At 76.0% G+C, this 14,126-nt stretch carries 13 protein-coding genes and 1 rRNA gene; 3 read left to right on the forward strand and 11 right to left on the reverse strand.

The genetic code is table 11. The features are described 5' to 3' along the window. The first annotated feature begins 173 nt into the window (after positions 1-173). On the forward strand, positions 174-1,802 hold the full coding sequence (locus ACFYZY_RS16050; RefSeq protein WP_388693946.1) for a PucR family transcriptional regulator: 1,629 nt from the start codon (positions 174-176) through the stop codon (positions 1,800-1,802). 18 nt (positions 1,803-1,820) lie between these two features. Here ACFYZY_RS16050 and ACFYZY_RS16055 read toward each other — a convergent pair whose 3' ends face one another. The 6 genes from ACFYZY_RS16055 to ACFYZY_RS16080 form a co-directional block, all read right to left on the reverse strand. Next, entirely contained in the window at positions 1,821-2,900 is a 1,080-nt protein-coding gene (locus tag ACFYZY_RS16055) for a glycosyltransferase family 4 protein (protein WP_388693948.1), read from the reverse strand. Positions 2,901-3,009: 109 nt separating this feature from the next. Continuing rightward, positions 3,010-3,729, reverse strand: a complete 720-nt coding sequence (locus ACFYZY_RS16060) for a hypothetical protein (RefSeq protein WP_388693950.1) — start codon at positions 3,727-3,729, stop codon at positions 3,010-3,012. Beyond that, on the reverse strand, positions 3,726-5,474 hold the full coding sequence (gene recN / locus ACFYZY_RS16065) for a DNA repair protein RecN (RefSeq protein WP_388693953.1): 1,749 nt from the start codon (positions 5,472-5,474) through the stop codon (positions 3,726-3,728). Before recN ends, ACFYZY_RS16060 begins: the two co-directional genes overlap by 4 nt. Before the next feature lie 153 nt (positions 5,475-5,627). Beyond that, positions 5,628-6,551, reverse strand: a complete 924-nt coding sequence (locus ACFYZY_RS16070) for an NAD kinase (protein ID WP_388693955.1) — start codon at positions 6,549-6,551, stop codon at positions 5,628-5,630. Further along, positions 6,548-7,363: a TlyA family RNA methyltransferase gene (locus ACFYZY_RS16075; protein WP_388693958.1), complete on the reverse strand. Its 816-nt coding sequence runs from the start codon at positions 7,361-7,363 to the stop codon at positions 6,548-6,550. The genes ACFYZY_RS16070 and ACFYZY_RS16075 overlap by 4 nt, the downstream gene beginning before the upstream one ends. Positions 7,364-7,370: 7 nt before the next feature. Continuing rightward, complete coding sequence (locus ACFYZY_RS16080) at positions 7,371-7,772, reverse strand: hypothetical protein (protein ID WP_388693960.1); 402 nt, start codon at positions 7,770-7,772, stop codon at positions 7,371-7,373. Positions 7,773-7,814: 42 nt separating this feature from the next. Here ACFYZY_RS16080 and ACFYZY_RS16085 point away from each other — a divergent pair, with 42 nt between their 5' ends. Continuing rightward, the gene (locus ACFYZY_RS16085) at positions 7,815-8,162 is read left to right on the forward strand and encodes an SCP2 sterol-binding domain-containing protein (RefSeq protein WP_388693961.1); all 348 of its coding nucleotides are present in this window, start codon (positions 7,815-7,817) and stop codon (positions 8,160-8,162) included. Between the two features lie 39 nt (positions 8,163-8,201). On the opposite strand, the gene ACFYZY_RS16090 is transcribed toward ACFYZY_RS16085, so the two are convergent. Beyond that, the gene (locus ACFYZY_RS16090) at positions 8,202-9,017 is read right to left on the reverse strand and encodes an ABC transporter ATP-binding protein (protein WP_388693963.1); all 816 of its coding nucleotides are present in this window, start codon (positions 9,015-9,017) and stop codon (positions 8,202-8,204) included. Between the two features lie 199 nt (positions 9,018-9,216). Further along, positions 9,217-10,302 carry an HAD-IIA family hydrolase gene (locus tag ACFYZY_RS16095; protein WP_388693965.1) on the reverse strand — a complete coding sequence of 362 codons (1,086 nt, stop codon included), beginning with the start codon at positions 10,300-10,302 and terminating at the stop codon, positions 9,217-9,219. 81 nt (positions 10,303-10,383) lie between these two features. Between ACFYZY_RS16095 and ACFYZY_RS16100 the strand changes: the two genes are divergently transcribed. Continuing rightward, positions 10,384-11,679: a DUF1015 family protein gene (locus ACFYZY_RS16100; protein WP_388693966.1), complete on the forward strand. Its 1,296-nt coding sequence runs from the start codon at positions 10,384-10,386 to the stop codon at positions 11,677-11,679. A gap of 67 nt (positions 11,680-11,746) precedes the next feature. On the opposite strand, the gene ACFYZY_RS16105 is transcribed toward ACFYZY_RS16100, so the two are convergent. The 3 genes from ACFYZY_RS16105 to rrf all read right to left on the reverse strand — a co-directional run. Continuing rightward, positions 11,747-12,541: a hypothetical protein gene (locus ACFYZY_RS16105; protein WP_388693999.1), complete on the reverse strand. Its 795-nt coding sequence runs from the start codon at positions 12,539-12,541 to the stop codon at positions 11,747-11,749. Then, positions 12,481-13,845, reverse strand: coding sequence for a hypothetical protein (locus ACFYZY_RS16110; RefSeq protein ID WP_388694001.1), 1,365 nt, complete (start codon positions 13,843-13,845; stop codon positions 12,481-12,483). Before ACFYZY_RS16110 ends, ACFYZY_RS16105 begins: the two co-directional genes overlap by 61 nt. A gap of 190 nt (positions 13,846-14,035) precedes the next feature. Further along, positions 14,036-14,126 (reverse strand): 5S ribosomal RNA (gene rrf / locus ACFYZY_RS16115); the annotation flags it as partial.

A 14,126-nucleotide genomic window follows, 5' to 3' on the forward strand; every position in this document is an offset into this window, starting at 1 on the left:
CCGGCCCGGCCCGTCGGCGACGGCGGGTCGGGAGTGACGCGGGTCACACTCGTCGTGTGCCCGCGCAACCGCCTCCCGGAGACGCCGAGTTGCCGTCCCGCCGCCCCGGCCGTACGGTCCCGTGACCCCCGGGTGATGTCGCCGGAACGGGGACGCGGGTAGCGTCCGGGGCCATGGACAACCAGGACGGGATCACCGTGCGGCGGGCGCTCGAACTCCCGGGCCTGCGCGGCGGGCTTCCGGAGGTGGTCGCCTGCGCGGACCGGCTGCACCGCACGGTGCGCTGGGTGCACGCGGGCGAGGTGCCGAACATCGCGTCGCTGCTCAAGGGCGGCGAGCTGCTGCTGACCACGGGCCTCGGCCTGGGCACCCGGCCGGCCGAGCAGCGGGCCTTCGTGCGGCGGCTCGCCGACCGGGGCATCGCGGCGCTCGTGGTGGAGCTGGGGCCGCGCTTCGCCCGGCTGCCGGCGGCGATCGTGGAGGCCGCGCGGACGGCGGGCCTGCCGCTGGTGCAACTGCACCGCGAGGTGCCGTTCGTGGCGGTGACCGAGGAGATCCACACCGAGATCGTCAACGGCCACTACGCCCTCCAGCGGCAGGCCGAGGAGGTCCACCGGCAGTGCACGGAGGCCCTCCTCGGCGGCGGCGGGGTCCCGCAGGTGCTGCGCGTCCTCTCCGGCTTCGCCGCCAACCCGGTCTTCCTGGAGACCGCCGACGGCCGGCTCCTGTACGCGGCGGGCGCCGGGCCCGCGCCCGCCGATCCGCTCCAGGTGTGGGACGGCCTGCGCGGCGGGCGGACGGCCCGCGAGTCCGGCCCGCCCGCCGGGACGGTCCTGGTCGACGTGCCCGGCGGCGGCCCCGGTACGGGTTCGGTACGGGCCCGTCTGGTGCTCTCCGCGGTCTCCGGCGCCCTCTCCCCCGTCCACCGGATGGCGGCCGAGCGGGCGGCCGGGCTCCTCGCGGTCGTCCTCATGCAGGCCCGGCAGGAGGAGGAGCTGGCCGCGCGCGGCCGGGGCGACTTCCTGACGGACCTGGCGGAGGGCGCGATCGGCGCCGAGGACGCCCCGGCCCAGGCCCGGGTCCTCGGCTTCCGGCCGGGGGACGGCCCGCTCCTGCCGGTGGTGATGCGCCTGGCGCCCGAACTCTCCCCGGCCGGCAGCTGGGCGCTGCTCGCCCGCGCGGTCCTGGAGGAGCTCTCCTCCGTCGGCGTCCCCGTCCTCCTGGGCGTCCGCCCGGTCGAGGGCCTGGTCCCCCTCCTCCTCGGGCTGCGCTCGGAGACGGAGCGCACGGCGGTCGCGGACCGGGTCGCGGCGGCCCTGCGCGCGGGCGTGGGCCGGGCGGGCCTGGAACGGGCCGGGGCGCACCCGCCGGTGGTCGTGGTGGGCGTCGCCGGAGGGTGGGCGGCGGCCTCGGCGGGCCTGCGGCACGCGGCGGAGACGGCGACGGCGGCGCAGGGACTGTCGGACCGGCCCTGGTACGACGCGCGGCGCCTCGACATCGACCTGCTCCTGTGGCGACTGCACCTGCACGGGGACACGGTGCTCGCGGCCTTCGTGGACCGGGCGATCGGCCCCCTGCGGGAGCACGACCGCACCTCCCGGCCGCCGCTCCTGCCCACCCTGGAGACGTATCTGGCCCACGCGGGCCGCAAGGCGGAGACCGCCCGCGAGCTGCACCTCAACCGCCAGACCCTCTACAACCGGCTGGCCCGCATCTCCGAACTCCTGGGCACCGACCTGGACGACCCCCAGACCGTCCTGGCCCTCTCCCTGGCCCTCAGGGCCCGTCGCCTCACGCCGTGAGGGCGGCGGCGCCCTCCGTCACCGCCCCGCCAGTTCGTCGTACACGCTGAGCACGTGGGCCACCGTGTCGTCCTCGGTCGGCCACGTCCCCGCCTGCGTCCGGCCGGCCGCCGCCAGGTCCATCCGCCGGTCCGCGTCCTCCAGGAGCCCCCGCACCGCCGCCGCGAGCGCCCCCGCGTCCCCGTACGGCACCAACTCCGCCGCGTCACCGACGAGTTCCGGGAGGCCGCCCACCGCCGTCGCGACGAGCGGCACGCCGAGCCCCAGCGCCTCCTGGGCGAGCGGGGAGCGGGCCTCCCAGCGGGACGGGAGGACGGCGACGTCCGCCGCCGCCAGCAGTTCCGCGACGTCCTCGCGGTGCCCGAGCAGCCGTACCGGAAGGTCCTCGCCGGCGATCCGCCGCCGGAGGTGTGCCCGTTCGCGCCCCTCCCCGGCGATCACGAGGAGCGGCTGGGGGTCGAGGTCCCGCCACTCCCGGGCCGCGTCGAGCAGCGTCCGGTGGCCCCGGCCCCGTTCCAGCGCCCCGACCGTCACCAGCAACGGGCGGTCGACGGCGCCGAGTTCGGCACGCACCTTGCCGTCGTGGAGGCAGACGGGCCCGTGCGCGGCGGGCACGGCGATAAGGGCGAGGCGGGCGTCGCGGGCGCCGCGCCGCCGGGCCCGGTCGACCAGTTCGGAGGAGGTGGCGAGGACGACGCGGGCGGCCCGCGCGGTCCGGCGTTCGAGGAGCCGGACGAGCCCGGCCCGCGCCCCGTCCGCGTGGCTCCGGGTGTGCCAGGTCGTCACGAGGGGGACCCCCGGCCCGCCGGAGAGCGCGAGCGCGGCCCGCACGGAGGCGTGGAGCCCGTGCGCGTGGACCACGTCCGCGCCGACGAAGGCGTTGCGGAGCGCGGTGACGGCGGCGGGGTCGCCGAGGCGGGGCAGCGGCACGAAGCGGGCGCCGGTCCCCGGGTAGTCATGGGCGCGGTCGAGCGCGGGAGGGGCGCACACGGTCACCCGCACGCCCCTCGCCACCAGCCCCGCGGCGAGTGATCGGACGTGAGCGCTGCTGCCCGCGCCGCCCCCGCCCAACACCTGGACCGTACGGAGCTGTGTCACGCCCCCAAGAATGCCAGTTCGCGCTCCCGACCGTACGCGCGTTCCGGCACTCAAGTGCCGTCGTTCCCCTGTACGGAGGGCGTACGCCGACGGGTCTCGCGCCCCGGGTTCACCCGCCCGAGCGAGCGCACGAGGAAGCCGCGCGCTCCCCCCACACGGCCGCGGCGACGAGCCCGGCCGCGTGCGCCGCGAGCCCGAACCGCCCGTTCCCGGCGGCGATCGCGCCGCCGACGGCGGCGCCGAGCGCGTGGGCGCCCGCGTCGCCGAGCATGGTCCGCTCGGCGAGGTCGTCCCCGAGGACCGCGGCGGCGGCGCCCATGGGGGCCGCGGCGAGCGGGCCGCCGGGCAGGCCGGGCAGTCCGAGCGCGAGCACCGCCAGACCGGCGCGCCCGGGCCGCACGTCCACGAGGTTCACCAGATGGGCGCTGCCCGCGACGACGATCCCGGCGAGGACCTTGTCGAGCGGCCTCTCCTTGAGGAGCGCCCCGGCCACCAGCGAGGCGGCCCCGATCCCGAGGAGCTTGACGGCCCCACTGGTCACCTCGCCGTCCCGCAGCGCCGCGGCATGCGCCCGGAAACCGCGCCGGTGGTCCCCCCTCGCGTCGTCGTAGGCCCCGCACGCCCCCGCGACGAGCACGGCGAACGCGACGGGCCCGCTGCCGCTCCCGGCCGCCGCCCCGAGGGCGACGGCGGACCCGGCGCACAGGTCGACCTCCCGCCCCGCGTGGTTCGTCCGGACCCGCCGCGCGCCGGGCGGGAGCCGCCGCAGCCCCTCGTACACGGCCCGGGTCGCCCCGGCGGCCGCGGCGAAGGAGGCGAGGCGCCTCACCCGTCCGCCCGCGCCGCCGCGAGCAGTTCCTCCGCGTGGGCCCGGGCCGTCTCGGAGTCCTCCTGCCCGGCGAGCATCCGGGACAGCTCCCTGATCCGCTCCTCGCCCTCCAGGACGGTGACGCCGGAGCGGGTCACCGAACCGTCGTGGGTCTTCTCCACCAGCAGCTGGCGGTCGGCGAAGGCCGCGACCTGCGGGAGGTGGGTGACCACGACGACCTGGGCCGTCCTGGCGAGCCTGGCGAGACGGCGGCCGATCTCGACGGCCGCCTTGCCGCCGACGCCCGCGTCCACCTCGTCGAAGAGGTACGTCGGCACCGGATCGACCCCGGCGAAGACGACCTCCACGGCCAGCATCACCCGGGACAGCTCACCGCCGGACGCGCCCTTGGCGATCGGCCGGGGCGGGGCGCCGGGGTGCGGGGCGAGCAGCAGCTCGACCTCGTCGGCGCCGGTCGGCCCGTACGCGACCCGCCGGCCGCCGACCTCGACCCCCTCGGGGTCCTCGGTCTGCCGGATGTCGAAGGACACGCGCGCGTGCGGCATGGCCAGCGAGGCGAGTTCGGCGGTGACGGCGGCGGCGAACCGGTCCGCCGCCTCCGTGCGCGCGTCGGTGAGCCGCTGCGCGAGCGCCGACAGCTCGTCGCGCAGCCGGTCCCGCTCGGCGGTCAGCTCCTCGATCCGGCCGCCGTCGTCGTCCAGTTCGCCGAGCCGGGCGGCGCTCTCCTCCGCCCAGGCCAGGACGGCGCCGGTGCCCTCCCCGTCCCCGTACTTGCGGATCAGCTGCGTGAGGGCCGCGCGCCGCTCCTCGACGGCGGCGAGCCGCAGCGGATCGGCGTCCAGGTCGTCGGCGTACCCGGCCAGCTCGGTCGCCACGTCCGCGAGCAGGATGGAGATCTCCCCCATCCGGTCGGCGAGCGCGGCGAGCGCCGGGTCGTGCGACCGTACGGCCTCCAGGGCCCGGCCCGCGCCCGCGACGAGCGTGGTCGCGTCGACGGACTCGGGGTCCTCGGGGGAGCCCGCGAGCGCGCCGTGCGCGAGCGCGGCGGCGGAGGCCAGGGCCTCGGCGTGTCCGAGCCGGTCGGCCTCGGCCGCCAGTTCGGCGTCCTCCCCCGGCAGCGGGGCGACGGCCTCGATCTCGTCGAGCCCGAAGCGCAGCAGATCGGCCTCCTGGGCGCGTTCCGCGGCCCGGGTGGTGATCTCGTCCAGCTCGGCGGTGACCGCCCGCAGCCGCCGGTACGCCTCGCCGTAGGCGGCGAGCGGTCCGGAGACGGCCGCGCCCGCGTACCGGTCGAGCGCGCCGCGCTGCCGGGCGGGCTTGAGCAGGCCCTGCTGGTCGGTCTGGCCGTGGACGGCCACGAGTTCGTCGGCGAGTTCGGCGAGCAGCCCGACGGGTACGGAACGCCCGCCGAGGTGGGCCCGGGAGCGCCCCTCGGCCGAGACCGTACGGCTGACGAGCAGGGCACCCTCGTCCAGCTCCGCCCCGGCCTCCTCCGCGCGCAGGGCGGCCGGTGTGCCCGGGGGCACGCTGATCCGCCCCTCGACCACGGCCGAGGCCGCGCCGATCCGTACGAGCGCCGGGTCCGCCCGGCCGCCGAGCAGCAGCCCCAGGCTGGTCACGACCATGGTCTTGCCCGCACCGGTCTCACCGGTCACCGCGGTGAAGCCGGGCGACAGCTCGACCACAGCGTCGTCGATGACTCCGAGCGACCGTATCCGCATCTCCTCCAGCACGCCCCAGACCATACGAGGTTTCCCTGGTCCGATGCGACATCGGCCCGGCCGTGACCTCCCGGCGCGCCGCTCGTTCGGGCGCCGGGCACCGGGAGGAGGAGGCCGGCCGGGGCGGTGCTCCGGCCGGCCGGGGCGGCCCGCACGGCGCCGGGACGGAGAGTCCGGTCAGCGCGGCGCGCCCCGCCATCCCGACACCGGGAGGGCGAACTTGGCGACGAGCCGGTCCGTGAAGGAGGCGTGGTGCAGCCGGGCGAGCCGGACCGGCACGGCACCCCGCCGGACCTCGACCCGCGCGCCGGCGGGCAGTTCCACCGTCCGCCTCCCGTCGCACCACAGCACCCCGTCCGGGGTGTGCGGCTCGACCTCGACCGCGAGCACCGACTCCGGGGTGGTCACCAGCGGTTTGGCGAAGAGGGCGTGCGCCCCGATAGGGACCATGAGCAGCGCCTCGACCTCGGGCCAGATCACCGGCCCGCCCGCCGAGAAGGCGTACGCGGTGGAGCCCGTCGGTGTCGCGCAGATCACCCCGTCGCAGCCGAAGCCGGTCACCGGGCGGCCGTCGATCGCGAGCACGACCTCCAGCATCCGTTCCGGGGACACCTTCTGCACGGCCGCCTCGTTGAGGGCCCAGTCGCGGTGCAGGACGTCGCCGTTCTGGTACACGGTGACGTCGAGGGTCATCCGTTCCTCGACCTCGTAGTCCCGGGTGACGACCCGTTCCACGACCTGGTCGAGGTCGTCGCGTTCGGCCTCCGCGAGGAAGCCCACCCGCCCCAGGTTGACGCCGAGCATCGGCACCCCGGAGGCGCGGGAGAGTTCGGCGCCGCGCAGCAGGGTGCCGTCACCGCCGAGGACGACGAGGAGTTCGCAGTCGTCGATCGCGTCGGAGCACGCCTCGGGCACCTTCTCCACGGAGGGCGGCAGCGGCAGGTCCGCCGCCTCGGCCGCCAGGACGCGGACGCCGATGCCGGAGCGCAACAGCCCCTGGACGACCCGCTCGGCGCTGCGCACGGCGGCGGGCCGCCCGGTGTGCGCGAGCAGGAACACGGTACGCGGTGCGGTCTCTGATGGTGCTGCCGTTGAGGTCAACGAGGTCCTTCCGCCACGGCGCGGTCGACGTCCGCCGGATCCAGCGCGGGCGCCCCTGCCCGCAGCCACAGAAAGTACTCGACGTTGCCGGACGGACCGGGCAGCGGGCTGGCGGTGACGCCGAGGACGCCGAGTCCGAGGTCGCCGGCCTGCCGGGCCACGTTCTTCACGGCGTCGGCGCGGAGTTCGGCGGACCGGACGACGCCGCCCGTGCCGAGCCGCTCCCTGCCCACCTCGAACTGCGGCTTGACCATGAGGACGAGGTCGGCGCCGGGTGCCGTGCAGGCCGCCAGGGCGGGCAGGACGAGGCCGAGCGGAATGAAGGACAGGTCGCCGACGACGAGGTCGACGGGAACCCCGTCGAGCGCGTCGAGCGTCAGCTCGCGCACGTTCGTGCGGTCCTTGACGGTGACCCGTTCGTCGCTCCGCAGCGACCAGGCGAGCTGCCCGTAGCCGACGTCGACGGCGACGACGTGGGCGGCGCCCGCGCGCAGCAGGACGTCCGTGAAGCCGCCGGTGGAGGCACCGGCGTCGAGGGCGCGCCGCCCCTCGACCACGAGTCCCCGGGGCACGAAGGCCGCGAAGGCCCCGGCGAGCTTGTGGCCGCCGCGCGAGACGTAGTCGGGGTCGGACTCGTCCCGGGCGACGACGATGGCCGCGGCGGTCTCGACCTGGGTGGCGGGCTTGGTGGCGACGGTCTTGCCGACGGTCACCCGGCCCGCGGCGATCAGCTGGCCGGCGTGCTCCCGCGAGCGCGCGAGCTTGCGCCGCACCAGCTCGGCGTCGAGACGGCGGCGTGCCACTCCTGCCACGTTCTGTTCAGCTCCTGTTTTCGTGCGGATGGGGGGCGGGCCGCGCGTCGAGCGAGGTCAGTTCGTCGCGCAGTCCACGGTGTACATCCTCGTACACCTCCAGGTGCCGGTCCGCCGGAAGGCGGTCGATCTCGGCGAGACGCGCGAGGCGGGCGTCGACGGCGGCGTGGCCGGTCGGCTCCCGGTCGATCCCGAGCGGCGCGGCGGCGGGCTCCGGCGGCTCGTCGGCCGTTCCGGCGGGTTCCGCCCGGGCCGCTTCGGCGCGGGACTCGTCGGGCGCCTCGGCGGGGGCCCGGGGAGGGGTCCCGTCGGGGACCTCCTCCGGTGCCCGGCCGGCGGGCCCGCCACCGGCCGGTCCCGTCACCCCGCCGTCCGTCACGGGCCCCGGTTCCGGCATCACGTCGCTCATGCCCCGACGCTACCGCGAAGCCCTGGGGTACCGTCGACGGCGATGGCGACGATCACCGAGTGCCGCGACGCACTGGACAGACTTTCCGGCAACCTCGCGCGGGCCGAGGGCGGCGTGCGCGGCGCGGCCGCGCTCGACCGCACCCTGAGCTGCCACGTCACCGACCTGGACACGACCTTCACGGGCCGCCTCGCGGGCGGCCGGATCGAGGTCGACTCCACGGTGGAGGGCCCGCCGCCGGCGAAGGCGCAGATCCGGCTGGCGATGGAGAGCGACGACCTGGTGGCGATGGTGGGCGGCCGGCTGAACTTCGCGAAGGCGTGGGCCTCGGGCCGGGTCCGGCTGGAGGCCGGCTTCCGCGACCTCCTGCGCCTCCGCTCGCTCCTGTAGCCCGCGGGTCCGCGCCTCCCCCACGGCCTCGCGGTCCCGTCACCGCGACGCGGCCCGCGCCTTCCGACCGGCCGGCACGACCAGGGGCGTCCCCGTCTCCGGGTCCTCGATGACCCGGCAGCGGAGCCCGAAGACCCGCTCGACCAGCTCGGCGGTCACGACCTCGGACGGCGGCCCCTCGGCGACCACCTCGCCGGCGCGGACGGCGATGAGGTGGGTCGCGTACCGGGCCGCGTGGTTCAGGTCGTGGAGGACGGCGACGAGCGTGCGGCCCTGCGTCTCGTGCAGCTCGGCGCACAGGTCGAGGACGTCGATCTGGTGCTGGATGTCGAGGTACGTCGTCGGCTCGTCGAGCAGGAGCAGCGGGGTCTGCTGGGCGAGCGCCATGGCGATCCAGACGCGCTGGCGCTGCCCCCCGGAGAGCTCGTCCACGTACCGGTCGGCCAGCTCCGCGACCCCGGTCGCCTCCATCGACTCCCGCGTGATCCGCTCGTCCTCGGGGGACCACTGGCGCAGCAGCCCCTGGTGCGGATAGCGGCCCCGGGCGACGAGGTCCGAGACGGTGATGCCGTCGGGCGCGACCGAGGTCTGGGGCAGCAGGCCGAGGGTCTTGGCGACCTTCTTGGCCGGCATGGTCTGGATCGACTGCCCGTCGAGCAGGACGCGCCCCTCGCTCGGCCTCAGCATCCGGGAGAGGGCGCGCAACAGGGTGGACTTGCCGCAGGCGTTCGGCCCGACGATGACGGTGAAGGAGTGGTCGGGGATCTCGACGGACAGGTCGCGGGCGATGACCCGCTGCTCGTACGCCAGCGTGACCGCCTCCGCGCTCAGGCGCTGCCCCTGCCGACCGTCCATGCCCGTGACTCCCGTCGTCCTCGTCCGCGATCGTGCCGGACGACGGCCCCGACCCAAGCGAAGTTAGGTTAGCCTACCCAACTTCTCGGCTCCTCTGCCGGGTCCCGGCGGCCCGTCCCGCCACCCGGCGGCTCGTCCCGCCGGCCACCGGCCACGGCCCGCCGACCGCCGACCCCACCGCTTCCCGGCCCACCGCCCCTCACAGCTCCAGCCGCGCGAGCGCCTCCCCCACGACCGGCACACCCGCGCCCGCGTCCGCCGCCGTCCAGGCGGCCCCGCACAGGGCCCGTACCGCGTCCATCGCGTCCACCGCGCCGGAGCCCTCCCCCGGCTTCCCGTCGAGCACCAGCGCGCCCCCCTCGACCGACGCCCGCCAGCCCCCGCAGACGAATCCCCCGGCCCCGTCCGCGACCACCTCCGGCTGCCCCACGAGCAACCCCCGCAGGTCGGCCGCCACATACGTCGGACGGTGCTCGGGCACGGCCGCGAGGAGCTGGGGCACGTCCGTCACCCCGGTGAGGACGAGCAGCGAGTCCACCCCTCCGTTGAACGCGCCCTCGATGTCCGTGTCCAGCCGGTCCCCGACGACCAGCGGCCGCTCCGCCCCGGTCCGGAGGACCGTCTCCCGGTGCATCGGCGGCAGCGGCTTCCCCGCCGCCTTCGGCTCGAACCTGCCCCCCGTCGCGATCCGTACGACCTCCACGGCCGCCCCGTTCCCGGGCCCGATCCCCCGCGCGGCGGGGATCGTCAGGTCCGTGTTCGAGGCGTACCACGGCACGCCCCGACCCACCGCGTAGGCCGCCTCCGCGAACCTCTTCCACGGCAGCTCGGGCCCCCCGTACCCCTGCACGACCGCCGCCGGGTCGTCGTCCGCCGACTCCACCGGCACGAGCCCCCGTTCGCGCAGCGCCACCGCGAGCCCCTCGCCGCCGATGAGCAGCACCCGCGACCCTTCCGGCACCTCGTCCGCGATCAGCCGGGCGACGGCCTGCGCCGAGGTGACCACGTCCCCGGCCTCCGCCGGCACGCCCAGCTCCGTGAGGTGCGCCGCGACGGCGTCGGGCGTCCGCAGCGCGTTGTTGGTGACGTACGCGAGGCGCATCCCGTCCTCCCGGGCCGCCCCCAGCGCCTCGACGGCGTGCGGAACGGCCACGCCGCCCCGGTAGACGACCCCGTCCAGGTCCAGGAGGGCCGTGTCGTACGCCCCGCTCAGCGGCGCCGCGCTGCCCCCGGGCCGCTTCCTGCCGCCGTCGTTCCGCCGTTCCCGGTCGTTCCGCACCGTCACCGCTCGCTCCTCGTCTCACCGACTGTGATCCCCCCGCTACCCCGATCATCGCTCATCTCCCGGCCCGCATACGATGTCGAGATGAACACCTCAGGTCACGCGGCCGACGACGTCCGCGCCGACGCTGCGGGGCTGCGCCTGACCCCGTTCCGCGGCCTCCGGTACGTCCCCGAACGGGTCGGCAGCCTCGCCGCCGTGACGTCCCCGCCCTACGACGTCGTCGTACGACCTGACGGACTGATCCACCTGGAGTCGGCGGACCCGTACAACATCGTCCGGCTGATCCTCCCTCAGGCCCTCACCGCCGGCATCCGCCACCGCAAGGCCGCCGTCACCCTCGACCGCTGGCTGGCGGACGGCGTCCTCGCCCCCGACCCGGCCCCGGCGCTCTACGTGTACGAGCAGCGGGGCGACGGCGTCCTCCAGCGCGGGCTCATCGGCGCCCTGGAGCTCTCGCCCCCCGAGGCGGGCGTCGTCCTCCCCCACGAGGACGTCATGCCGCACGTGGTCGAGGACCGCGCCGACCTGATGCGGACCACCGCCGCCAACCTCGAACCCCTGCTCCTCACCTACGTCGGGGAGGAGGGCGCCGGCCCGGACGAGGTGATCGAACGCGCCGTCCGGCGCGAGCCGCTGCTCTGCACCACCACCGAGGACGGCTTCCGCCACCGCCTCTGGGCGGTGACGGACCCGGCCGAACAGGCCGCCGCCACCACCGGTCTCGGTCGCCACCAGGCCCTCATCGCGGACGGCCACCACCGCTGGGCCACCTATCTGCGCCTGCGCGAGGAGCACGCCTCGCCGGGTCCCTGGAACTACGGCCTGGTCCTCCTGGTGGACACCGCCCGCTATCCCCTGCGGGTCCGTGCCATCCACCGCCTCCTCAACCGGCTGCCGGTCGCCGCCGCCCTCGCGGCCGTCGGCGGCTCCTTCCGGGTGCGCCGGATCGACGGCCCCCTGCCGGTGGCCCTGGAGGCCCTCGCGACCGCCACGGCCGGGGGCAACGCCTTCCTCCTCGCGGGAGACGGCCGCTTCCACCTCCTGGACCGCCCGGACCCCGCCCTCCTGGAGCGCACGATCCGCGCGGACCGCCCCGGGGCGTGGCGCACGCTGGACGCGACGGTCCTGCACTCCGCCCTCCTGGAGCACGTCTGGCACGTCCCGGACGCCCCCGAGGACATCTCCTACCTCCACGACGCCGGTGCGGCGGTCGCCCAGGCGGAACGCCGGGGCGGCACGGCGGTCCTCCTGCATCCGGTACGCGAGGAGGTCGTCCGGGACCTCGCCCGCCAGGGCGTCACGATGCCCCGCAAGTCGACCTCCTTCGGCCCGAAGCCCGCGACGGGCCTGGTCCTGAGGAGCCTCGCGCTGGACTGACGCGACACCCGGAAACGAAGAAGGGCGGCACCCCCGGGGGTGCCGCCCTTCTCACTGCCGGACCGGATCAGCCCTTGTCGCCGTCCCGCTCGTCACCGTCGCCCGGCACCTCGCGCGGGCCGCCGGTCTCCTCGGAGCCGTCGGCCTCCACGGGCCCGTCCGAGTCGTCGGAGTCCTCGGAGTCGTCGAACGCGTCCACGAACTCGACACCGTCCATTTCGGCGAGCCGGTCGGAGGCGTCCGTGGCGCCGTCCTTGTCGGCCTCCAGAGCCTTGGCGAACCACTCCCGCGCCTCCTGCTCGCGGCCGGCGGCGAGCAGCGCGTCGGCGTACGCGTACCGCAGGCGCGCGGTCCACGGGTGGACCGCACCGGAGGCCAGCTCGGGGCTCTGCAGCGTCACGATGGCCGCGTCGATCTGCCCCAGGTCCCGGCGGGCGCCGGCGGCGACCAGCCGCATCTCGACCTGGCCGGCCTTGTCGAGCTTCTGCACCTCGGGCTCACCGGCCATCGTCAGCGCCCGCTCGGGCCGGCCGAGACCGCGCTCGCAGTCGGCCATGACGGGCCACAGCTCGACCCCGCCGCTCATCCGGCGCGCGGCCCGGAACTCGGCCAGCGCCTCGGAGTACTTCTGCGTGGCGTACGCCGCGAACCCGGTGGCCTCGCGGACGGCGGCCACGCGGGACGCGAGCCGCAGGGCGATCTTGGAGTACTCGTACGCCTGCTCCGGGTCCTCGTCGATCAGCTGGGCCACCATGACGAGGTTGCGCGAGACGTCCTCGGCGAGCCCCTTGGGCAGGCTCATCAGCTCCTGGCGCACGTCCGGGTCGATCTCCTCACCGGTGACCTCCGGCGGGATCGGCAGCCGCCTGATCGGCGCGCGGTCCCCACGGTCGCGGTCGCGGTCCCGGCCGCCCCGATCGTCCCTGCGCCCGTACCCGCCCCGGCTGTCGCCGCCACGGTCGTCCCGCCCACGGAACCCGCCACCACGGTTGTCGTCGCGGCGGAAGGCCGGGCGGTCGCCGCCACGGTCGTCGCGGCGGAAGCCGCCGCCACCACGGTTGTCGCCCCCGCGATCGTCACGGCGGAACCCGCCACCACGGTTGTCGTCGCGCCGGTCGTCGCGCGGCGGGTACGAGGGACGGTCGTCACGGCGGAAGGCCGGGCGGTCGCCGCCACGGTCGTCGCGACGGAAGCCACCACCACGGCTGTCGCCACCACGGTTGTCGCCACCGCGGTCGTCGCGGCGGAAGCCACCGCCCCGGTTGTCGCCGCCACGGTCGTCCCGCCCACGGAACCCGCCACCACGGTTGTCGTCCCGACGCTCATCACGCGGGAAGGAAGGGCGGTCATCGCGGCGGAAGGCCGGACGGTCGCCGCCACGGTCGTCGCGGCGGAAGCCGCCGCCACCACGGTTGTCGCCCCCGCGATCGTCGCGACGGAAGCCGCCACCACTGCGGTTGTCGTCGCGCGGCGGGTAGGAGGGTCGGTCGTCGCGGCGGAAGGCCGGGCGGTCGCCGCCACGGTCGTCGCGGCGGAAGCCGCCGCCACCACGGTTGTCGCCCCCGCGGTCGTCACGGCGGAACCCGCCACCACTGCGGTTGTCGTCGCGCGGCGGGTACGAGGGACGGTCGTCACGGCGGAAGGCCGGGCGGTCGCCGCCACGGTCGTCGCGGCGGAAGCCGCCGCCACCACGGTTGTCGCCCCCGCGGTCGTCACGGCGGAAGCCACCACCACGGTTGTCGCCGCCACGGTCGTCCCGCCCACGGAACCCGCCACCACGGTTGTCGTCCCGACGCTCATCACGCGGGAAGGAAGGGCGGTCATCGCGGCGGAAGGCCGGACGGTCGCCGCCACGGTCGTCACGGCGGAAGCCGCCACCACCACGGCTGTCGCCCCCGCGATCGTCGCGACGGAAGCCGCCACCACTGCGGTTGTCGCCACCACTGCGGTTGTCGCCGCCACGGCTGTCGCCACCGCGGTCGTCGCGGCGGAAACCGCCACCACGGTTGTCGCCGCCACGGTCATCACGACGGAAACCGCCACCACGGTTGTCGCCCCCGCGGCTGTCGCCGCCACGGTCGTCACGGCGGAAGCCACCGCCACGGTTGTCGCCGCCGCGGTCATCACGACGAGGCCCGCGGAAACCGCCCCGGTCGCCACCAGCACCGTCCCTGCGACGCGGCTCGCGCTCCGGACGGTCGTCGGGAGAGTTGGTGGGCATGATGGTGACTCCTGTCTTCGGGTACTGCAGTCATTCTCGCGCAGCCGGCTCTCTGCCGCGCATCGGAAAAATCCAGAAAAACAAAAGAACCCCTGGTCCCAGCGTGAACGCTGGGACCAGGGGTCCTGAAGAATTGTTCGGCGGTGTCCTACTCTCCCACAGGGTCCCCCCTGCAGTACCATCGGCGCTGAAAGGCTTAGCTTCCGGGTTCGGAATGTAACCGGGC

This window comes from Streptomyces sp. NPDC001744, assembly GCF_042892575.1.
GTDB lineage: Bacteria > Actinomycetota > Actinomycetes > Streptomycetales > Streptomycetaceae > Streptomyces.